Annotated in this window: 21 protein-coding genes and 1 riboswitch; of the genes, 19 read left to right on the forward strand and 2 right to left on the reverse strand. The window is 57.6% G+C overall.

What is annotated here, in order from left to right:
• Positions 1-258 precede the first annotated feature (258 nt).
• Together BN3772_RS24365 and BN3772_RS24370 are read left to right on the forward strand one after the other, a co-directional pair.
• Positions 259-627 (forward strand): arsenate reductase family protein, encoded by a 369-nt coding sequence (locus BN3772_RS24365; protein ID WP_042202903.1) that lies wholly within the window; start codon positions 259-261, stop codon positions 625-627.
• A gap of 64 nt (positions 628-691) precedes the next feature.
• Positions 692-1,627 carry a 5'-3' exonuclease gene (locus tag BN3772_RS24370; protein ID WP_042174696.1) on the forward strand — a complete coding sequence of 312 codons (936 nt, stop codon included), beginning with the start codon at positions 692-694 and terminating at the stop codon, positions 1,625-1,627.
• 124 nt (positions 1,628-1,751) lie between these two features.
• Here BN3772_RS24370 and BN3772_RS24375 read toward each other — a convergent pair whose 3' ends face one another.
• Positions 1,752-2,174: a peptide deformylase gene (locus BN3772_RS24375; protein ID WP_341872591.1), complete on the reverse strand. Its 423-nt coding sequence runs from the start codon at positions 2,172-2,174 to the stop codon at positions 1,752-1,754.
• A gap of 170 nt (positions 2,175-2,344) precedes the next feature.
• Between BN3772_RS24375 and BN3772_RS24380 the strand changes: the two genes are divergently transcribed.
• Both BN3772_RS24380 and BN3772_RS24385 read left to right on the forward strand, forming a co-directional pair.
• Positions 2,345-3,841: an alpha-N-arabinofuranosidase gene (locus BN3772_RS24380; protein ID WP_042202906.1), complete on the forward strand. Its 1,497-nt coding sequence runs from the start codon at positions 2,345-2,347 to the stop codon at positions 3,839-3,841.
• A gap of 15 nt (positions 3,842-3,856) precedes the next feature.
• The gene (locus tag BN3772_RS24385; protein WP_042202907.1) at positions 3,857-4,138 is read left to right on the forward strand and encodes a hypothetical protein; all 282 of its coding nucleotides are present in this window, start codon (positions 3,857-3,859) and stop codon (positions 4,136-4,138) included.
• A gap of 160 nt (positions 4,139-4,298) precedes the next feature.
• On the opposite strand, the gene BN3772_RS24390 is transcribed toward BN3772_RS24385, so the two are convergent.
• Entirely contained in the window at positions 4,299-5,231 is a 933-nt protein-coding gene (locus BN3772_RS24390) for an ArsR/SmtB family transcription factor (protein WP_042202908.1), read from the reverse strand.
• Between the two features lie 137 nt (positions 5,232-5,368).
• A riboswitch (cobalamin riboswitch) is annotated at positions 5,369-5,557 on the forward strand.
• Positions 5,558-5,767: 210 nt separating this feature from the next.
• On the opposite strand from BN3772_RS24390, the gene BN3772_RS24395 reads away from it, so the two are divergent.
• The 15 genes from BN3772_RS24395 to BN3772_RS24465 all read left to right on the forward strand — a co-directional run bounded on the left by BN3772_RS24395 (position 5,768) and on the right by BN3772_RS24465 (position 20,840).
• Positions 5,768-6,532, forward strand: coding sequence for an energy-coupling factor ABC transporter permease (locus BN3772_RS24395; protein ID WP_042202909.1), 765 nt, complete (start codon positions 5,768-5,770; stop codon positions 6,530-6,532).
• Positions 6,532-6,828 carry an energy-coupling factor ABC transporter substrate-binding protein gene (locus tag BN3772_RS24400; RefSeq protein WP_042202910.1) on the forward strand — a complete coding sequence of 99 codons (297 nt, stop codon included), beginning with the start codon at positions 6,532-6,534 and terminating at the stop codon, positions 6,826-6,828. The genes BN3772_RS24395 and BN3772_RS24400 overlap by 1 nt, the downstream gene beginning before the upstream one ends.
• Positions 6,812-7,591, forward strand: a complete 780-nt coding sequence (gene cbiQ / locus BN3772_RS24405) for a cobalt ECF transporter T component CbiQ (RefSeq protein ID WP_042202912.1) — start codon at positions 6,812-6,814, stop codon at positions 7,589-7,591. The genes BN3772_RS24400 and cbiQ overlap by 17 nt, the downstream gene beginning before the upstream one ends.
• Positions 7,592-7,638: 47 nt before the next feature.
• On the forward strand, positions 7,639-8,478 hold the full coding sequence (locus BN3772_RS24410) for an energy-coupling factor ABC transporter ATP-binding protein (protein ID WP_042202913.1): 840 nt from the start codon (positions 7,639-7,641) through the stop codon (positions 8,476-8,478).
• Between the two features lie 45 nt (positions 8,479-8,523).
• Positions 8,524-10,485: a precorrin-3B C(17)-methyltransferase gene (cobJ, locus tag BN3772_RS24415; RefSeq protein WP_086074739.1), complete on the forward strand. Its 1,962-nt coding sequence runs from the start codon at positions 8,524-8,526 to the stop codon at positions 10,483-10,485.
• A gap of 5 nt (positions 10,486-10,490) precedes the next feature.
• Complete coding sequence (cobK, locus tag BN3772_RS24420; RefSeq protein WP_086074740.1) at positions 10,491-11,348, forward strand: precorrin-6A reductase; 858 nt, start codon at positions 10,491-10,493, stop codon at positions 11,346-11,348.
• Positions 11,318-11,998, forward strand: coding sequence for a precorrin-8X methylmutase (locus BN3772_RS24425; RefSeq protein WP_042202950.1), 681 nt, complete (start codon positions 11,318-11,320; stop codon positions 11,996-11,998). Before cobK ends, BN3772_RS24425 begins: the two co-directional genes overlap by 31 nt.
• A complete protein-coding gene (locus BN3772_RS24430) occupies positions 11,995-13,113 on the forward strand; it encodes a cobalt-precorrin-5B (C(1))-methyltransferase (RefSeq protein ID WP_042202914.1) in 1,119 nt (372 codons plus the stop codon). The genes BN3772_RS24425 and BN3772_RS24430 overlap by 4 nt, the downstream gene beginning before the upstream one ends.
• The gene (locus BN3772_RS24435; protein WP_042202915.1) at positions 13,106-14,374 is read left to right on the forward strand and encodes a bifunctional cobalt-precorrin-7 (C(5))-methyltransferase/cobalt-precorrin-6B (C(15))-methyltransferase; all 1,269 of its coding nucleotides are present in this window, start codon (positions 13,106-13,108) and stop codon (positions 14,372-14,374) included. Before BN3772_RS24430 ends, BN3772_RS24435 begins: the two co-directional genes overlap by 8 nt.
• A complete protein-coding gene (gene cobI / locus BN3772_RS24440; protein WP_086074741.1) occupies positions 14,375-15,184 on the forward strand; it encodes a precorrin-2 C(20)-methyltransferase in 810 nt (269 codons plus the stop codon).
• Positions 15,181-15,987, forward strand: a complete 807-nt coding sequence (cobM, locus tag BN3772_RS24445) for a precorrin-4 C(11)-methyltransferase (RefSeq protein ID WP_042202916.1) — start codon at positions 15,181-15,183, stop codon at positions 15,985-15,987. The genes cobI and cobM overlap by 4 nt, the downstream gene beginning before the upstream one ends.
• Positions 15,980-17,107, forward strand: coding sequence for a cobalt-precorrin 5A hydrolase (locus BN3772_RS24450; protein WP_042202917.1), 1,128 nt, complete (start codon positions 15,980-15,982; stop codon positions 17,105-17,107). Before cobM ends, BN3772_RS24450 begins: the two co-directional genes overlap by 8 nt.
• On the forward strand, positions 17,091-18,566 hold the full coding sequence (locus BN3772_RS24455) for a cobyrinic acid a,c-diamide synthase CobB (protein WP_425280461.1): 1,476 nt from the start codon (positions 17,091-17,093) through the stop codon (positions 18,564-18,566). The genes BN3772_RS24450 and BN3772_RS24455 overlap by 17 nt, the downstream gene beginning before the upstream one ends.
• 124 nt (positions 18,567-18,690) lie before the next feature.
• A complete protein-coding gene (locus tag BN3772_RS24460; RefSeq protein WP_042202918.1) occupies positions 18,691-19,572 on the forward strand; it encodes an ROK family protein in 882 nt (293 codons plus the stop codon).
• Positions 19,573-19,820: 248 nt separating this feature from the next.
• On the forward strand, positions 19,821-20,840 hold the full coding sequence (locus tag BN3772_RS24465) for an HRDC domain-containing protein (protein WP_042202920.1): 1,020 nt from the start codon (positions 19,821-19,823) through the stop codon (positions 20,838-20,840).
• Positions 20,841-20,900: the final 60 nt, after the last annotated feature.

The raw sequence follows: 20,900 nt of genomic DNA on the forward strand, positions 1-20,900 counted from the left end.
TAGGTGGAAAAAGGCAACCTAATCATCCCGATTAGAGCCAATTATAGAGAAAGCGCCGGAATTAAGTGGCGAATTTCCACCTAATACCGGCACAGCGTAGTTTTCTGAAGAATTAGATTGCGATTTTCCAACTAAATTGCGAGGACTCAGGTTAGCATATCGCCTCACTGTTGCCCGCACTCTACAATTTACTTTCATCCAATTACAGCTACGGGGGCGGTCCGGCCCCGGACATAACAGTTACCGAAGGAGCTAGTCATGAGCCACTTAAAAGTCTATCAATACCCAAAATGCAGTACCTGCCGCAGTGCAGTGAAATGGCTGAAGGAGCAGGGGCATGAGCTTGAACTCCGGCATATTGCCGAGCAGCCGCCAACAGTGGAGGAGCTTCGTGTGCTTGTGGCGGACAGCGGCCTGCCGCTGAAGAAGTTTTTTAATACCAGCGGTGAAGTGTATAAGGAGCTGGGCCTCAAGGACAAGCTGGCCGGCCTCAGTGAGGATGAGCAGCTTGAGCTGCTCGCAGGTCATGGAATGCTGATTAAGCGTCCCGTTGTTACTGACGGCAAGAAGGTTACTGTAGGCTACAAAGAAGAGCAATATGCAGATGCCTGGAGCAGCGCCGAATAAGAGCATTAGAGTAACGTTAGCACTGATCCAGACTAATTAAACGGACAATAAGGAGAGGTTACACATGAGTTCAGAAACAACGGGCCGGGTAATGATCGTCGATGGAATGGCTCTGCTGTTCCGGGCCTTTTATGCGACCTCTTATGGAGGATATATCCGCAAAACGAAGGCCGGGCTTCCGACCAATGCGGTGTACGGATTTTTGCAGTATTTTTTCGATGCAGTGAGCACGTTCGAGCCTTCCCATGTGGTCTGCTGCTGGGATATGGGCAAGGGGACCTTCCGCACGGAGAAGTATGACGGCTACAAGTCGAACCGGATTGAAGCGCCGCTGGAGCTGATTCCGCAGTTTGATCTGGTAAAAGAAGTGGTTGCAGAGCTTGGCGTTCCCAATATCGGGCTGGCCGGCTATGAGGCGGATGACTGCATCGGTACACTGGCTGCCTGCTACGGCGGGGAGTCCGAGGTCTACATTCTCACCGGTGATCATGATATGCTGCAGCTGGTTACGGACAACGTCAAGGTTATTATTATGAAAAAAGGCCGTTCCAACTATAAAGTGTATGATCCGGCGGAGCTGCTTGAGGAAAAAGGCCTTACGCCAAGACAGGTCATTGACCTCAAGGGCTTCATGGGCGATACAAGCGACAATTATCCCGGGGTCAAAGGGATCGGCGAAAAAACAGCTCTTAAGCTGCTGCTTGAATACGGCACCGTAGAGGGTGTTATTGAGAATCTGGAGGCCCTCCCGAAAGGGGTACGCTCCAAAATCGAAGCCGATCTGGACATGCTGCATCTGTCGCGCGAGCTGGCGGAGATCCGCTGTGATGTGCCGGTAGTCTGTACTTTGGCAGAATGCCTGTGGGAGCTGCAGCGCGACACGGCGGCCCGCAAATTCCAGGAGCTGGAGTTCGGCAGCCTGATGCATCTGATCGGCGGCATCGCCGAGGTCCGTGATGAACGCGGGATCGTACAGATCGAGCTGGGGGATTTGGGTTAACCGCAGAGGAGGGATGCCGGGCCGGAGAAGGTTTTCCGAAGTCCGTATTGCATTCCATATTACAAAAAGCACCTTTTGGGCCGTTTCCGGTCTGAAGGTGCTTTTTGCTGAATGGATGTCACAATTAAATGATAATGCCGTCGCAGTGATCGACCTCATGCTGGATAATCTGGGCTGTGAAATCGCTAAAGACCTGCTTCTGCTGCTTAAGATTACGGTCTAGAAACGTTACTTCTATGGACTGATAACGTGTAGCAGGCCGGACGCCTTCCAGGGAAAGACAGCCTTCCTCTGCTTCATAGGGGCCGTTACGTTTGGTGATGACCGGATTAATCATGCCTGCGTGTACCGGTCCGATACTAAAGGCTATGATGCGCTTATTTACACCGATCATGTTAGCCGCCAAGCCGACACACCGGTCGGCATTTGCCCGCAGCGTGTCCAGGAGGTCATCCAGCACCTGGAGATCCTCCCTGGTTGCCGGAGCAGACTTCTGGCTTAAGATAATCATATCTTTACAAATGGGTCTAATCATCATATTCTCCATGTCTGTTTTATTTGGTGTTAGCTGCCTCTGCTATAATAGCATCCCGATATCAGCCAGGACAACACAGCGCCGGATATAAAGATTGACGTAGGTAACGGGGGATGTTTATAATATTAATATATGAGTTTAATAATTAATAATTATATTAACTATTGAGAGGTGGCTTTATTATGGCACAGCGTGCAGTACTGAATGCAGACATCCGCAAGAACACGATTAACCGCAATATTTACGGACATTTTTCCGAGCATCTGGGTCGCTGTATTTACGAAGGGATCTGGGTAGGAGAGGACTCGCCGATCCCCAACACGAAGGGTATCCGCAACGATGTTGTGGAAGCGCTTAAAGAAATTAATATTCCGGTGCTCCGCTGGCCGGGAGGCTGTTTTGCCGACGAGTATCACTGGAAGGACGGCATCGGTCCGCGCGAAGGCCGCAAACGGATGATCAATACACACTGGGGCGGCACCGTGGAGAACAACCATTTTGGTACCCATGAATTTATGGAGCTGTGCGCGATGCTGGAGTGTGAGCCTTACATCAACGGCAATGTGGGCAGCGGCACCGTTCAGGAAATGTCCGAGTGGGTGGAGTACTTAACCTTTAACGGCGTGTCGCCGATGGCAGAGCTTCGCAAGGAGAACGGCCGTGAGGAGCCTTGGAGCGTATCCTATTTCGGCGTGGGGAATGAGAACTGGGGCTGCGGCGGTAACATGCGTCCTGAATATTATGCCGATCTGTACCGCCGTTACCAGACTTATGTGCGCAACTACGGTGACAATAAGATTCACCGGATTGCCTGCGGCGCGAATGTGGATGATTACAACTGGACGGAAGTGCTCATGCGTGAGGCAACCCGGTTCATGGATTCGCTGACTCTGCATTACTACACCATTCCTACAGGTGAATGGAATAACAAAGGTGCAGCTACCGGCTTTGAAGCCAAGGAGTGGTTCTCCACGCTGGAAGCAGCGCTGCGCATGGATGAGCTGGTTACCCGCCACAGTGTCATTATGGATAAATACGATCCGCAGAAGCGTGTCGGCCTGATCGTTGATGAGTGGGGTACCTGGTATGATGTAGAGCCGGGAACGAATCCGGGCTTCCTGTATCAGCAGAACTCGGTCCGTGATGCGCTCGTTGCCGGACTGACGCTGAATATTTTCCACAAGCACAGTGACCGGGTACGGATGGCGAACATTGCCCAGACGATCAACGTGCTGCAGGCTGTCATTCTTACCGAAGGCGAGAAAATGGTTCTGACCCCTACGTATCATGTATTCAACATGTACAAGGTGCATCAGGATGCGCAGCTGCTGGATCTGGCAGTGGAGAGCGGTACTTACAGCTTCGAAGGCCGTGAAATTCCTGAGGTATCGGCTTCCGCTTCGGTTGATGCTGAGGGCGTCATTCATGTCAGCCTCTGCAACCTGAACCACGCTGCAGCAGCTAAGCTGCCGCTGGAGCTGCGCGGACTGGCCGGTGATAACATTGAAGTTACTGGCACTACGCTGGCTGCGGCAGCAATCGATGCCCACAATACCTTTGCTGAACCGGAAGCGGTGGCTCCGCAGCCGTTTACTTCCTTCGAGCTTGAGAAGGGTATCCTCAGCCTGGAGCTTCCTCCAATGTCGGTTACGGTGCTGGCTATCAAGCAAAAGGCTTAAGGCGGGGATTCAGTTATGAGTACAGCTTCCGCCTGCAAGGGCTGCCGGGAAGAATACAAGGTGACGGAGGCGCAGATCGCCCGGATTCTGGCTTCCTCCATGTTCAATCCGGACAATACTGCGCCGGAGGAGATATATGCCGCCCGTTATGCCCTCTGCTCGGCATGCCCCAAGCTGCAGGACGGCGTTACCTGCACAGCCTGCGGCTGCATCATTCCGGTAGTCGCGCGGCTCAAAGCGCGCGGCTGCCCGCTGCCGGGAGGCGGGCTGTGGCAGCCAATGCCTGCGGAGGAATAAGCCGTCCGGCAACCTGCATTATACACACAAAAGCGGCAGTTATGGATTGGGCTGCATTATACACACAAAAGCGGCAGTTATGGATTGGGAAACCTCCATAACTGCCGCTTTTGTGTATGCTGCCGGTCCGGGTGCCGCTGGACAGCAACGGTTTGCCCTGTTACTCCGCCTGCTCCGCCGAAGCGGCACCGTCTGTATAGAACAGCTCGACGACCAGATCATCGTTGTAATTCCCAAAGCCTTTGCCAAACAGGGTAAGTCCGCCGATGTGCTCGGCGTTCTCCTCGACGGAGAGCCGGAAGGTCCATTGTTTGTCACGGATGCCGACCTGGTCCAGTGTGACGTCAGAGAGCTTCAGGCCGTCCATGAACGTTCCCTTCGGCGTGATGCGCAGCTGCTTCAGCAGCCCGTACTGGTTGGTCAGTGCCGGCCACCAGGCAGGCGTATACTTGCCGCGGCTGTCACCGTAATCGCCGGGGCTTGTCCAGAATCCGAGCACCTTGCCGTTCAGGGTAAAGGTGATATCCGACGGCCAGTTGTTATTGATGGACGGCGCTTCGGAGGCAATCTCCATTGTAATAATAAGCTCATCCGGCTGCTGGCTGGATAAGAGGAAATTAGGGATTTTGTATTCGACAAAGCCCTTGCCGAACCAGAGGATACCGGCGTTCATCCGCTCCATATCCCAGAAATAGCGGGGGTCGTCGAAGCTGCCGATAACCTGGGCAGTAGTGGCTAGCCCGCAGGTCGGCTCAATCTGGAAGTCCGAGTAATGCCCGACAGGAATTTCTTTGCGGTGGGCCTTGCGCTCTGCTTTATCCGGTGCCGGAAAGGTGATTTCTGCCCGCTCTGCGGCCAGCGAGCAAATCTTCTGCAGTCCGCTTTTGCCCGGTGCCATATGGGTGCTGATCAGTCCGGCGGCCTCAAGCTTGCGCACATGCATGGTCATAATGGCACTGCTGAGCTTAACCGCTCCGGCCAGCTCCTTGACATTCATCGGCTGAACCGCCAGCAGCCGCAGCATATGCAGCCTTACGGAGCTGGATAAAGCTTCATAGACCGGCAGAGATTCTTCAGTAAGATCTAGTTTCATAATGAACCTCCGATACATATTAATTAATTAATAATTATATTAGTTGAAAGGAATTAATACAAGCGAAATCCCGGAAAGCGGCAGCTTCACTTTTATCACAGACAAGTTGGGCTGAGGCTTAATATAATGTACACGACTATATAAGAAGCGAACAAGGTGCCCTTGCAGCAGCAAGGGGTAACAGGGAATCGGGTGCAACTCCCGAGCGGTCCCGCCACTGTAAGAAAGAGTCATGCTCCAGTATGTCACTCGGATCTTCTCCGGGGAAGACGGAGCAGGGCGTTAGTATTTCGAGCCAGGAGACCTACCTTGCAAGCGCACACCACGACTCTACGCGGATAGGAGCGGTGTACGAATAGGTTAATGTAATTGAAGGCACAAGCTGGCGCTGAGTTTTCGGGGAACGTTTCCGGCGATGCAGCAGTCAGACCGGCCTCCTTTGCATGCCTGATGGCGTACATATCACTCCCCCCATGAAGGGCGGGAGTTTTTTGGCTTTCTGCTGCACCAATCATGAATGCTTAGGAGGAAAAAAAATGAAGAAACGCAGAGCTTGGGGTTTTGCGGCACTGGTTGCCGGATTTACGGTCTTTTTTCTGCTGAATGAACCGGGAACGGCGGCAGCGATGCACATTATGGAAGGATTTTTGCCGGTCGGCTGGGCGATTTTCTGGTGGGCGGCATTTATCCCGTTCTTTATTCTGGGCATTGTCAAATTAAAAAAAATGACCAGGGACAATCCTGAGCTGAAGCTGCTGCTCGGTTTGTCCGGAGCGTTTACCTTCGTACTGTCAGCGCTCAAAATGCCTTCCGTCACCGGAAGCAGCTCTCATCCGACAGGAACCGGGCTGGGCGCAATTATACTGGGGCCGCTGCCGATGAGTGTGGTCGGCTCGGTAGTCCTTCTGTTCCAGGCGCTGCTGCTGGCGCACGGCGGGATAACGACCCTTGGAGCGAATGCATTTTCAATGGCGGTAGCCGGACCGTTTGCCGGGGATGCGGTGTACAGGCTGATTATGAAATCCGGTGACCGTGAAAAGCTGGCTGTATTCTGTGCCGCAGCGGCAGCGGATCTGATGACCTATATGGTGACTTCATTTCAGCTGGCTGTTGCTTTTCCATCGGCGGAGGGCGGTGTGCTGGGTTCACTTGTGAAATTCGGCGGGATTTTTGCCGTTACCCAGATTCCGCTTGCGGTAAGTGAAGGACTGCTGACCGTGCTGCTGTGGAACTGGCTGAAATCGTACAGTCCGAATGAGCTGTCGCTGCTCAAGCGGCAAGCCAAGGGGGGAAGCCTGTAATGAAAGCTATGTGGAAAAACGGTCTGATGCTGCTCGCAGTCGTGCTGCTGGTTGTGCTGCCGCTGCTGTTTGTTAACGGGGAGTTCGGCGGAGCCGATGATGCTGCGGAAGGTGTAATCACCGAGATAGACCCCGCCTATGAGCCCTGGTTCAAGCCGCTGACTGAGCTGCCCGGTGAAACGGAAAGCATGCTGTTTGCGCTGCAGGCAGCGCTTGGAGCCGGAGTGATCGGATATACCATCGGGCTGCTGCGGGGCAAGCAGGATAAGCAGAAGCTGAATGATCAGAAGAATTGATGTCTTATCCGGCAGCAATGCGCTGCGTGCAATATCCCCCATGTGGAAAAGCCTGTTTGCCGCAGTGATGTTCATCCTGTCCTATGCGCTGCATCCGGTGCTCCAGGCTGCGATTGCCGTCTGGATGATGGTATGGTGTACAGCTTATGCCAGAATTCCGCTGCGTGCTTACGGGCTGTTGTCCGGCACGGCGCTGCTGTTCTATCTTCTGGGCATGCCAGCGCTGCTGCTGGAGCCCGGTCATCCTGCCGCCGCAGGTGCGGGGATATATGAGCTTCCGGTTCTGCCCCTGTATGTTACGGCCGCAGGCCTGGAGCGTGCAGGGCTTCTGCTGGTAAGAGTGACGGCCTGCCTGAGCTGTTTCCTGTTCATCATTTTAACGATACCCTTCAGTGAGCTGCTGCAGGTGCTCCGCAGGCTGCGGATGCCGCAAATAGTGCTGGAGCTGATGCTGATTATGTACCGGTTTCTGTTTATACTCAGCGATACCGCACATGGCATGCTGCTGGCCCGGAGGCTGCGCGGCGGGAAAAGGGGCTTCAGGGATAAGCTGGGTGAGACGGCAGCGATGGCAGGCGTACTGTTTGCCGGCACCATGCACCGCTATCACGGGCTGTCGCAGGGGCTGATGACCCGCGGATACACAGGTGACATTGTCCTGCCGCCTTATCAGCCGCGGCCGGTTCCGCGCAGATACACCATCCAGGCTTATGCGGGGATCGTCCTGCTGCTGCTTGCGCAGTGGTGGATCATCAGGTATTAAGGGAAATTCGGCCGGTTTAACCCGGAAATAAGGAGAATAGATCCGAAATGGAGTACAGTCTGGCTTTTGACGGAGTTGTGTTCCGGTATCCGGACACGGTGAAGCCGGCGCTGCAGGGACTGAGCTGTGCGGTGCCGAAAGGCAGCCGGACAGCAGTGCTCGGGCACAACGGCTCGGGCAAATCGACTCTGCTGCTGCAGGCTGTCGGCGTTCTGCGCCCGCAGCAGGGCAGCATTATGGTATCGGGCAGACAGCTCGGGTATAACCGGAAAGAGCTGGCGGACCTGCGGCGCAGGGCCGGCCTTGTGTTCCAGGACCCGGAGCAGCAGCTGATTCTGAGTACGCCGCAGGACGATATTTCCTTCGGTCTGCGCGGAACCGGAATGGAGGAGCCAGAGATCCTGCGGCGCTGCGGCAAAGTGCTTGAACTGCTGAATCTGGCGGAGATCAAAGACAAGCCGGTTCATCAGCTCAGTCTGGGGCAGAAAAAGCGCACGGCGCTTGCGGGTGTGCTGGCAATGGAGCCGGAGCTGATCCTGCTCGATGAGCCGACGTCCTACCTGGACCCGCAGTCTGAAGCGCAGCTGCTCTCGGGGCTGGAGCGCATTCATGCAGCAGGAGCAACAATCGTAATGGCGACGCATGACATGAACCTGGCTTACCGCTGGGCGGACTGGATTATTGTACTGGACCGGGGCAGCTGCCGGGCGGCAGGAACACCGGAGGAGATCTTTGCCGGCCATGCTGTTCTGCGGGATGCCGGCCTGGGTCTGCCGCTGCTGGCAGAGCTGTGGTACAGCCTGCCCGGACAGCTGACAAGGGGGCAGCAGGCCCCGAGGAACGCTGCTGATTTCAAGAGTGCGCTGGCCCGGCTGCTTGGCAGCTGAACGCAGCGCGGCATCACTAATACATTGTAGAACGGGGAGATTGGGATGGAGAAACAAGGGAAACTGCTGATTATCGGCTTCGGCCCCGGTGCCCTGGAGCAGATTACCGGGCGAGCCCTGGCTGCGATTGAAGAGAGTGAGGCTGTAATCGGCTACAACACTTATGTGGAGCTGATCAAGCCGCTGCTCACTCATCAGGAGATTGTCGGCACCGGAATGACTGAGGAGGTCAGCCGCGCGCAGGAGGCGGTGCGCCGGGCAGAAGCGGGCCAGATCATTGCCGTAATCTCCAGCGGGGACGCCGGAGTATACGGAATGGCCGGACTTGTCTATGAGGTGCTGATCGAGCACGGCTGGAATCGTCATAGCGGTGTGGAAGTCGAGGTGATTCCCGGCATATCGGCAATTCAGTCCTGTGCTTCACTGCTGGGCGCGCCGGTGATGCACGACTCCTGCACCATTAGCCTTAGTGACCATCTGACGCCATGGGACAGCATTGCTGCACGTATTGAAGCGGCAGCAGCGGCAGATTTCGTTATCGCCTTCTACAATCCGCGCAGCGGCCGGCGGACGCAGCAGATTGAGGAGGCACGCGGTATTCTGCTCCGCTACCGCGAACCGTCCACTCCAGTCGGTATCGTCAAGAATGCCTACAGGGACCGCCAGCAGACCATTGTAACAACGCTGCAGGCAATGCCTATGGAGGAAATAGGTATGCTCTCAACGGTTATTGTCGGCAACTCGGCCACCACGGTCTATGACGGCCTGATGATCACGCCGCGCGGCTATGAACGCAAGTATGTTCTTGGCGCGCAGACACAGGTACTGAAGCCGCATGAGCGGCTGCGCACAGCGGCGGAGCCATGGTCACTTGCGGCCGGTTCCAGCGAGAGCCCGAACGGGTGCGGGGCCATAACCGGCAGTAATGAGGGCAGCAGCGCGGACAAAAAAACCATACTGCTTGTGGGCCACGGAAGCCGGGTTGAAGCCGGCAATGAGGAACTGCTCGGCTTTACAGCCCGGCTTGCGGCAAGCCGGCCGGAGCTGAATATAGAAACCTGCTTTATTGAGCTGGCATCCCCTTCCATTGCCGAAGGCATCGAGCGCTGTGTTGCGGGCGGAGCAAAGGCTGTATATGTAGTGCCGATTATTTTATTTGCAGCCGGTCATTCCAAGCTTGACATCCCGATGGCGATCGACCGCGCCAAAAAGAAATATCCGGGAGTGGAATTTGTATACGGTCGTCCAATTGGCGTGCAGGAGCGGGCGGCGGATATTGTGCTGGACCGGATTAAGGAGGCCGTACCGGCAGCCCTGGAGAATAAAGTCCCGGGTGCTCCGGTCCCGGCTGAGGACACTGTCGTGCTTATGATGGGCCGCGGGGGGAGTGACCCTGATGCCAACAGTGATTTCTATAAGCTGTCCAGGCTGCTGTGGGAAAAGACGGCATATAAAAGTGTGGAAAGCTGCTTCATCGCTATTACCAGGCCTTCGCTGGATGAAGGGCTGGAGCGTTGCCTGGTGCTGGGCGCACGTAAAATCATTGTACAGCCGTACCTGCTGTTCACAGGCGTGCTGATGCAGCAGTTTACAGATCGCGTCACTGCCTTTGCCGAAGCCCACCCTGAAACAGAAGTAGAGCTGGGCGGTTATATCGGCACTCATCCGCTGCTGGCAGAAATGATGAACGGCCGGATTGATGAGGTGCTGAACGGCCGGAGCTTTGCCAATTGCGATAACTGCAGATACCGCGACGAAGCTGCGGAGCACCACCATCACCACCATCACGGTGAGGATGGGCACGGCCATCACCACGGAGAAGAAGGGCATAGCCATCACGGGCATTCGCACAGCCATCATCATGGTGATGCCGGCCACCATCATCACGGTCACCACCACGGCCACGAGCATGGCGATGAGTGTGCTCCGCGAAGCACGGATATCTTGGAGCACGCTGAGACTGCAGCGGCAGGAACAGCTGCAGCAGGCAGCCCGAAGGAGCTGTAGCTGCGGTGATTCTGATGCTGTGCGGTACGGGCGATGCACGGGAGCTGGCGGTGCTGCTGGCGGGCCGGGGGCTTCCGCTGACGGCTTCGGTGGTGACGGAGAGCGCAGCGGAGCGGCTTGCCGCAGCCGGAATCAGCACCATAACCGGGCGGCTGAACCGGGAGGGAATGGGCTTGCTTTTGCAGGACCGGGGCTATCGTGCGGTAGTGGATGCCAGTCATCCCTTTGCGCTTGAAGCCCATGCCAATGCAATGCAGGCTGCGGCGGCGCTTGAGCTGCCGTATTTCCGCTATGAGCGTCCGGGACTTGCCTTTGCTGCCCATCCACGGCTTGTCATTGTGCATTCCTATGAGGAGGCGGCGCTTGCGGCGAAGAAGATTAAAGGCTCAGTTATGCTGACAACCGGAGGCAAGACACTGGAGATTTTTGCAGGGCAGCTGCTGGGTGATCCTGAGATCCGTCTGACGGTCAGGCTGCTGCCCTGCCTGGACAATATGGAGAAATGCCTCAGTCTGGGGATTGAGCAGCGTAATGTTATCGCGATGCAGGGGCCTTTTTCACGGGAAATGAACGAGGCGTTGTTCCGGCAATACGGCACACAGGTGATGATTACCAAGGAGAGCGGAGCCGAGGGCTCAGTGGAAGAAAAGCTGCGGGCTGCGCTGGATATGGGGCTATATGTCATTCTTATTGTGCGGCCCAAGCTTGATTTTACCGGTAACGGGGGAATCTATCATTCCTTTGCAGGGCTTGCAGAGGCGGTGGAGGCTGCTCTGGCGACGGATGATGGCGGATGCGCCGGCAGCCAGTCAATTAAAGGGAGGGTTAACCAGTGGATTTCGGAACAGAGTTTAAGCCGCTGACGGTACAGCCGCAGGAGATTGAAGGCCTTAGCTTTCAGATGATTACAGAGGAGCTCGGCAGCCATGATTTCACTGCAGCGCAGTATCCGGTGGTGCAGCGGATTATCCATGCTTCGGCTGATTTTGAGCTGGGACGCAGCCTGGTGTTCCATCCGCAGGCTATTGAGGCGGGGATTAAGGCGATTCTGGACGGAAAACCGGTTATCGCTGATGTGCGGATGGTGGAGGCAGGAATTGCTAAAGAACGGCTTCATCGTTACGGCGGAGAGGTCCGTGTCCATATCTCCGACCCGGATGTGGTTGAGGCAGCAGCGGCGCTGGGGCTTACCCGGGCGATTATGGCAACACGCAAAGCCTGTGCGGAGGCGCCGGGCGGGATTTATGTCATCGGCAATGCACCTACTGCGCTGCTGGAGCTGATCCGTCTGATCAAAGCAGGCGAGGCGCAGCCGGGACTTGTGATCGGCATGCCGGTTGGTTTCGTATCTGCCGCTGAATCCAAGGATGAGCTGCGCAAGCTGGATATCCCATACATTACGAATATCGGCCGTAAAGGCGGCAGCACTATCGTAGTGGCAGCAGTCAATGCGCTAAGCCTGCTGGCCGTGCGCCGGGCAGCTGAGACGGATGCCTCCCTTAAGCGGCGATGACTGCGAGCAGGGAAGCTGCCGGGAGCCAGGGGCCGCTGCGCCGGGGATACACCACCGGCGCGTGTGCGGCAGCCGCAGCCAAGGGAGCGGCGCATCTGCTTATCACAGGCGAGGAGCTGGCAAGTGTAGAGCTCCTGCTGCCGGCGGGCTTCAGCCACAGCTTTGAGCTGACCGGCTGGCAGCGCAGCGGAGGCGCGGACGGCACAGCAGTCTGCGCTACAATAAAGGACGCCGGAGACGATCCTGACGCGACGCACCGGGCCAGAATTGAAGCAGCGGTCAGCTGGCTTGACCAGCCCGGTGTGGAGATTGACGGCGGGCTAGGCGTCGGCCGGGTAACCAAGCCGGGGCTGCCTGTCCCGGTAGGCGAAGCCGCAATCAATCCGGTGCCGCGGAGGATGATCCGCGAAGCGGTCTCGGAGGTGCTTGAGGAACACGGCGCGGCGCGCGGGCTGCGGGTGGTCATCAGCGTGCCGGAAGGCGGGGCGATTGCGCTGAAGACGCTCAATCCGCGTCTGGGCATCCTCGGCGGCATTTCCATCCTGGGCACACGGGGCGTCGTAACCCCGTTCTCGACCGAGGCTTATCAGGCCAGCATCGTTCAGGCCATTTCGGTAGCCGCGGCTGCCGGGAACCGCCAGCTGGTCCTGACCACCGGCGGCAGCAGCGAAAAGTACGCGATAGCGATGTTCCCGGAGCTGCCGGAGGAAGCCTTTATCCAGATGGGGGAGTATGTGGGCTTCTCGCTCGGCCATGCGAAGGCTTACGGCTTCCACAAGGTGACCCTTGTGGGCATGGCCGGCAAATACTCCAAGGTTGCGCAGGGTGCAATGCTGATTCACTCCAAAAATGCACCGGTGGATTTTGGCTTCCTTTCAGCCGTTGCCCTAGAGGCGGGAGCGGATGAGCAGACAGCCCAGGCGATTGCCGGTGCGAATACCGCTTCACAGGTGGTGGATTTGATGACGGAGGCGGGAAATGAAATGTTTTTTGAGCTGCTGTGCCGTTACGGCTGCCTGCAATGCCTCAAGCAGGTGGATGGGGGCATGACAGTCGAAATGGTACTGATTACGATGAAGGGCCGGAGGCTGGGAAGGGCGGAGATCCGTGGATAATGTTATCTGTGTCATAGGCATCGGGGAAGACGGCGCAGGGGGGCTGACAACACAGAGTCAGCGCATCATCGAGGAATGCGGAGTGCTCTGCGGCGGGGAGCGGCAGCTGTCGTTTTTCCCCCGTTTCACAGGTGAAACCATCACTCTGCAGGGCGGGCTGGAACGCTTTGCTGAAAGACTGGACCAAGTGCGCCGGGAGCATAAGACGGTTGTGCTGGCTTCGGGCGACCCGCTGTTTTTTGGCATTGCCGGTTATCTGGTACGCCGGTTCGGGCCGCGTCAGGTTGAGGTTATTCCGCATTACAGCAGCGTTCAGCTTGCTTTTGCCCGGCTGGGTGACAGCTGGCAGGATGCAGAGCTGATCAGTCTGCACGGGCGTCCGGTGCAGGGGCTGGCCCAGCGGATCGACGGCAGGGCGAAGGTTGCGCTGCTGACGGATGAGGTGAATACCCCGGCGCGGATTGCGGCATACCTGCTGGATTTCGGCATGAAGGAATATGAGGCCTTCGTCTGCGAGCATCTGGGCGGTCCGGATGAGCGCTGCAGCTTTTGGGAGCTGGAGGACATGTCCCGGCATGAGTTTGCGTCGCTTAATGTGGTTATTCTGCGCAGTAAGCCGGGAAGCGGGGGCCGCCGCAGGCGCGGCTTTGCATATCCGGATGAAGCCTTTGCCCAGCGTAAGCCGGAAAAAGGGCTGATCACGAAGCGCGAGGTCCGCGCATTTGTGTTGTCCGAGCTGAATCTGGCGGAGAACGCGGTGGTGTGGGATATCGGCTCAGGGTCAGGGGCGGTTGCTGCAGAATGTGCGCGGATTGCCCGCCTCGGTAAGGTATATGCTGTGGAAAAAGAAGCGGTTAACCTGCCGAATATGGAAGCGAACCGTCGTGAATTCCGTGCCGACTATACCATTGTTCACAGCAGGGCCCCGGAGGGGCTGGAACAGCTTCCTGACCCGGATGCTGTATTCATCGGAGGCAGCGGCGGCGAGCTTGCAGATATTATTGCCCGTGCGGCTGAGCGGCTGCGTCCGGGCGGCGTTATCGTCATTTCGGCGATTACCATTGAGACGCTGCACGGGAGCATGACGGCGCTGGCAGCGGCGGGACTCAAGACGGAGGTTACACAGCTGCAGGCGTCGCGGGGCAGGCCGATTCTCGGCATGACCCGGTTTGAAGGATTGAACCCAGTCTTTGTAGTCAGTGCGGCTAAGCCGGAAGGAATGGCCGGGGAGACCGGTAATCTAATAAAAGGGGATGCGTAAATGGGCAACAATGAAGTGGAGGGACTGGAGCAGGCTGCCGGCGCTGAAGAGTGGTTTTTGGATCTGGAGGAGGAGCTGCCGGCCGAGGAGGAACCCGGCTTACTTACTGTAGGTACACTTTATGGGGTTGGTGTGGGCCCGGGAGACCCGGAGCTGATTACAGTCAAGGCCTGCCGCCTGCTTAAGGAATGTCCGGTTATCGCCTATCCTGCGGCACGGAAGGGCGGGAAATCCTACGCCCATGAAATCGTGGACATGTATGTAGATGCTGAGCAGAAAACGATGCTTGGCCTTGTTTTTCCGATGACCAAGGACCCTGTGCAGCTGGAGAACGGGTGGCGCTGGACAGTTGAGCTGTGCTGGAATGAGCTGCGGCACGGCAATGATGTGGCTTTTGTAACGGAGGGCGATCCGAATCTGTACAGCACCTTCATTCATCTTGCCCGGCTTATGCAGGAGCTGCATCCCGTTGTGCCGGTGGTTTCGGTACCGGGAATTTCCTCGGTGCTTGGCGCTGCCGCCGCGCTGGAGCAGCCGCTCGCCGACGGCGACCAGCGGGTTGGCATCATTCCGGCGACGGATGACCGTGAGGCGCTTAAGGAGGCGCTGCTGCAGCATGATACGGTGGTCTTCCTAAAGGTAGCCAAGGTGCTGGATACCGTACTTGATGTACTGGAAGAGCTGGGCCTCGCCGGAAAAGCTTCGGTAGTGACCAAAGTGACCTCGCCGTACGAAACGGTATGGCGGGATGCCCGGGAGCTGCGCGGCCGGGAGCTGGAATACCTCAGCTTAATGGTGGTGAGCAAATGAGCGGTGGACTTCAGCTGGAGCCTAAGGTGTACATTGTTGGTGCCGGGCCGGGCGATCCTGAGCTGATTACGGTCAAAGGCAGCCGGATTCTCCGCTCGGCGGATCTTGTCCTCTATGCTGATTCTCTGGTCAGCGAAGTTCTGGTCAGCAGCGCGAAGCCCGGGGCTGAGGTAGTGCAGAGCTCCGGGCTTGATCTGGAGCAGCAGGTGGAGCTGATGGCCCGTGCAGTCCAGGAAGGCCGGAGCGTAGCGCGTGTGCATACCGGTGATCCGGCTATGTACGGCGCCATTCTGGAGCAGATGTCGCTGCTTAAGCTGTGCGGCGTCCGCTGCGAGATCATTCCCGGCGTCAGCTCCGTGTTCGCATCGGCGGCGGCGCTCGGGGCCGAGCTGACCGTGCCGGAGCTGACACAGACGGTGATTCTGACCCGTGCCGGAGGACGCACGCCGGTGCCTGAGCGGGAGCAGCTTCGAGCTCTGGCCGCTCATCACTGCACGGTGGCGCTGTTTCTCAGCGCGGGGCTGGCGGGGCATGCGGCCGGTGAGTTTCTTGCTGCGGGCTGGAGCCCGGATACGCCTGTAGCTGTCGTCAAACGGGCTACCTGGCCGGATCAGCAGATTGTGCGGACGACGGTGCTGCATCTGGAGCGGGACCTGCAAGAGGCCGGCATTACCATGCATGCCATGATTCTTGCCGGCTGGGCGCTTGACCCGGAGCTGGTCAACCGGGATGCCCACCGCTCGAAGCTGTATGACCGCGCCTTTACCCACGGCTTCCGGCAGGGGAGCAGCCAGGATGGCTAGGCGTTATGCGGCTGTAGCCATTACCCGTAACGGCATCAGGCTGGCACTGAAGCTGGGCGGGCTGCTGGCGGATACTGAGGTCTACTGCTATGCCAAATACAGCGGAGAGCTGGAAGAGATGCCGGGGGAGCGGCGGATTTTTGACGGTCCGGTGAAGGAGCTGCTGCCTGCTCTGTTCAGCCGGTACGAAGCGGTTATTCTATTCTTCTCCCTTGGAGCCGCTGTCCGGCTGATGGCTCCGCTGCTGGAGAGCAAGCTGACCGACCCTGCTGTCATCGTGATCGACGAGGGCGGGCAGCATGTCATCAGCGTCCTGTCCGGCCACCTTGGCGGGGCTAACCGGCTGACTCTGGAGATTGCCGGGCTGCTGGACAGCCATCCTGTCATTACTACGGCCTCCGATGTGCAGGGCGTATTTGCGGCCGATCTGCTGGGCCGCGAATTCGGCTGGCGGCTGGAGGATTTCGCCCCGGTTAAAGGTGTAAGCGCCGCGCTGGTCAACGGCGAACCGGTTGCTGTGCTGCAGGAAGCCGGTGAGACCGGCTGGCTGCCTCCGGGAGCCGTACTGCCGGAGCATGTCCGGCTCTGCAGCGACATGGCAGAGCTGCTTCAGCAGCCGCTTCGCGCGGCGGTCATCATCACCGACCGGCTGCTTCAGCCGGCTGAGGCAGCTGCGCTTAGCGGGCTGCCTGCTGCAGTATACCGGCCGCGCAGCCTGGTGCTTGGCCTTGGCTGCAACCGCGGGACAGAAGCGGCCGAGCTTGAAGCAGCCGTTCTGGCGACGCTGGAGGAACTGCGGCTGTCTCCGCTGAGCGTCCGGGGCGCGGCGACCATTACGATCAAGGGCGATGAAGCCGGGCTGCTGGAGCTGTGCGGCAAATTCGGCTGGGAGCTTGATCTGTATACAGCGGAGCAGCTGAATACAGTGCCGCTTGAGCAGCCCTCAGCGGTTGTGTTCAAGGCAACCGGGGCTTATGGCGTCTGTGAACCGGCTGCTATCCTGTCTGCAGGCGGCGGGAAGCTGCTGCAGCCGAAGAAAAAGAGCGGCAATGTAACCATTGCCGTTGCCAGAGCGGCCTATGGCGGCAGGGAGGAGCAAGCGGATGAAAGAACGCAGTGAATTCAATGTTATGGAGAAAAGCCCCGGTGAGCCGCAGCACCGCCCGCGCCTGATCATCGCGGGAACCGGCAGCGGGTCAGGCAAAACAACGGTGACACTTGGGCTGATGCGGGCCTTTGCCCGGCGGGGCCTGAAGGTACAAGGCTTCAAATGTGGCCCGGATTATATTGATCCGGCCTACCACGCTGCAGTAACCGGACGCTCCGCCCGTAATCTCGACTCGTGGATGACCTCACACTCCTATCTGCAGGAGTATTTTCTGCGTTCTTCTGCAGACGCAGAGCTATCCATAGTGGAAGGAGTCATGGGGCTGTATGACGGAAAAGAAGCCACACAGCTTACTGGCTCTACTGCGGAAATTGCGCTTCTCACCGCCAGCCCGGTGCTGCTGGTGGCCGATGTTCGCAGCATGGGCCGCAGTGCGGCTGCGGTCGTGCTCGGCTTCCGGCAGCTGGAGCCGCGGGTGCAGATTGCAGCGGTCATCGTGAACCGCTGCGGCAGCCCCGGCCATTACCGGACAGTTAAGGCCGCCATTGAGGCTGCCTGCGGCATCCCGGTAATCGGCGGGCTGATGCGCGACGGTGAACTGGATATACCGGAGCGGCATCTGGGCCTGCTGCCCGCGCTGGAACGGGGAGAGCTGGAGCCGCTGTTCGGGCATGCCGCAGATATGCTGGAGGCAGGCGTGAATCTGGACCAGCTGCTGGAAATTGCGGATTCTGCTCCTCCGCTGCAGTACATAGGGACAGATGTATCACCGTCTGCCCCGGCTGTTACAGTCCGGCAGAATAACGGAGATTTTCCCGTTATAGCAGTTGCCAAAGATGCGGCATTCAATTTCTATTATGCCGACAATCTGGAGCTGCTGGCGCGTGCCGGGGCCCGGCTGCTTGAATTCAGCCCGCTGTGCGGAGATCCGGTACCGCCGGAGGCAGACGGAATCTATCTCGGCGGCGGCTTCCCCGAGGAATTCGCTGCGCAAATCTCCGCCAATGCCGGATTCCTTGACGGTCTAAGAACAGCCGCGGTGCTGGGTATGCCGCTGTATGCGGAATGCGGCGGCTATATGGTGCTGGCCCGCTCCATTACCGACCGGGCAGGGTCTGTGCACCGGATGGCCGGTATTATCCCGGCCCATGCCGTTATGCAGCAGCGCCGCGCGGCGCTGGGCTACCGCGAAGTAACCGCGCTGCAGGACAGCCTGCTGCTGAAGCAGGGCGAATCTCTGCGCGGCCATGAGTTTCACTACTCTGTAATGCATTATGATGAACAGGAACAGCAGCCTTATGCCTATGAGAGCAGGGGGCGAAGCGGCAGCCAGCCGGAGGGCTATCTCCAGGGAAATGTTATGGCTGCTTATGCTCATATCCATCTTGCTTCTTATCCTCAGGCAGCAGTGCGGTTCATCTCTGCCTGCCGCTTATACCGGGAACAGCGGAATGCCGGACCCGGGCGATAAACTTCTCATGCTACAGGGGCTTTAAGCCCTTGTCCGGCTTATATGTCAACCGCTTGTCATATGAGCTGCAGGCACGTATAATCGTTGTAAGAGAGCGTTTTATTTGTGAAGGGAGAATACTGCTGTGAGAGTGCTAGGAGCAATTGAAGCCGGTGGAACAAAATTTGTATGTGGAATCGGATATGAGGACGGGACTGTAACCGACCGGGTAAGCTTCCCGACAACAACCCCAGAGGAGACAATGGGGCTGGTACTGGACTATTTTTCGGACAAGAAGGTTGAAGCGCTGGGAATCGGCTCCTTCGGGCCAATTGACCCTATACCCGGCAGTCCAACTTATGGTCATATAACGACAACCCCCAAACCTCACTGGGGAGGCTATGATCTGGTTGGTGCGGCTGCCCGGCATTTCAATGTGCCGATTGGCTTCGATACCGATGTGAACGGGGCTGCTCTCGGTGAATATACCTGGGGTGCAGCGCAGGGACTGGACAGCTGCCTGTACATTACTGTAGGTACAGGCATCGGTGCGGGTGCAGTGGTAGGCGGACAGCTGATTCACGGCCTATCCCATCCGGAGATGGGACATATTCTGGTTCCGCGCCATCCGGAAGATACCTACAGCGGGTTCTGCCCGTATCACGGGGATTGCCTTGAGGGTCTGGCGGCCGGCCCTGCCATCGGCAGCCGCTGGGGCAAGCCTGCCGGTGAGCTGGACGCTGATCATCCTGGCTGGGCAATGGAAGCCCACTACCTGGCCCATGCGCTGATGAACTATGTGCTGATACTGTCTCCGCAGAAGATTGTTATGGGCGGCGGCGTCATGAAGCAGAGCCAGCTGTTCCCGCTGATTCATGCCAAGCTGCAGGAGCTGCTCAGCGGCTATGTTCAGCATCCGGCGCTGAATCAGCAGATCGGCAGCTACATTGTGCCTCCGGAGCTTGGCGACAATGCCGGGCTTGCCGGAGCGCTCGGCCTGGCCAAGCTGGCACTTGCAGGAGCCTGATCCAAAAAGAGATTGACTGTACGGAAATATATGGTATTGTAGTTTCTAACAGCATAGCATGTATGAGGAAGCACCTCTTTCGCGATTTTCGCGGGAGAGGTGCTTTTTTTTGCGTAAAGATAAGAAAGTACAGGTTTCATCAATCCTTTATCCTTATCTTCCCGCAGAACCGGATATCGTCCTGTTTAGGACGGCGTAGCCGTTTCTACTTGTGTGCCTGCTGTAAGACGACGAAAGTAGGGATTCATATGCAGATTGTATTTTTGAACCGGTTGTCCAGAGTGTCCGGAGCCGATCAGGAGGTGTATGCCCAGCTCTGGATTGGTGAGGAGGAGGGATGCTGGCGTATCGGCTGGAGGGATTTTTCCGGAAGCCGCGAGGTAGACGAGCATATCTGGTATGAAGGCGGCTCCTGGAACGAGATGCTCTGTGTGTACAGGCATGAGTTGGCAGTGAAGATGGGCGACGGCTACAGGCCGCTGATTGAAGGCGCATTTCATGAGGAAGAGACTCTTGCCCAGCGCAGCCGTGAGCAGCAGAAGCTGCAGTATTACAGTGAGCGGCATGGCAATGAAGCTGTGTATGAGGCGTTGTGCGCCTGGCGCAGAGGTAAGGCCTCCAGTGAACGGAAGGCGCCGTATATTCTCGCCAGTAACCGTCTGCTGCGTATGCTCAGCGCTTTTCTGCCGCGAACGGAGGAAGAGCTGCTGCAGATTCCGGGAGTCGGGGAAGGCAAGGCCGCGCAGCATGGCAGCGACTGGCTTGCCATAACTGCTGATACCCCGCGGGAGCACAGCTATCCGCTTAGCTGGGTAAATGAAGCTGTGGAGGAAGAAGCCTTCTCATCCTGGCTCTACAAGCAGAAGGAAATCAAATATAAGAAGCAGCTCGAACAGCTGCGGCTGCGGCGGATAATGCTGCAGGGCATTGAGAACGGGCTTGGCATGGAGCAGTTGCAGGCTGCGGGCGGAATCAGCCGGCGTGAGGTGCTAGAAGCGGCAGAGGAGCTGGAGAAGGAGGGCTACTCTGTTGAGAAGCTGATTGAGCATGAACTGCAGGAGGTTAGCGCGGAAGAGCAGATTAACATCTGGACAGCGTATGAGCTGATGGGGGATGCTTTTTTGAAGCCTGCGTTATATAAGGCATACGGGGAGAACTTCTCGCCGTCTGAGGGGCTGGATCTTTACTATGAGCGTCTGCGGCTGATCCGTATCCGGTTCCGGCGGGCACAGCAGCCTCAGGCAGCAGGAGCAGCAGTAAGCTATTAGAAATGGCAAAGGCGAAGGTTCCCATACTTTGCAGTAATGGTAGCCTTCGCCTCAGCGTAT

It is taken from the genome of Paenibacillus camerounensis, from assembly GCF_000723885.1.
GTDB classification, from domain to species: Bacteria; Bacillota; Bacilli; order Paenibacillales; family Paenibacillaceae; genus Paenibacillus_AQ; species Paenibacillus_AQ camerounensis.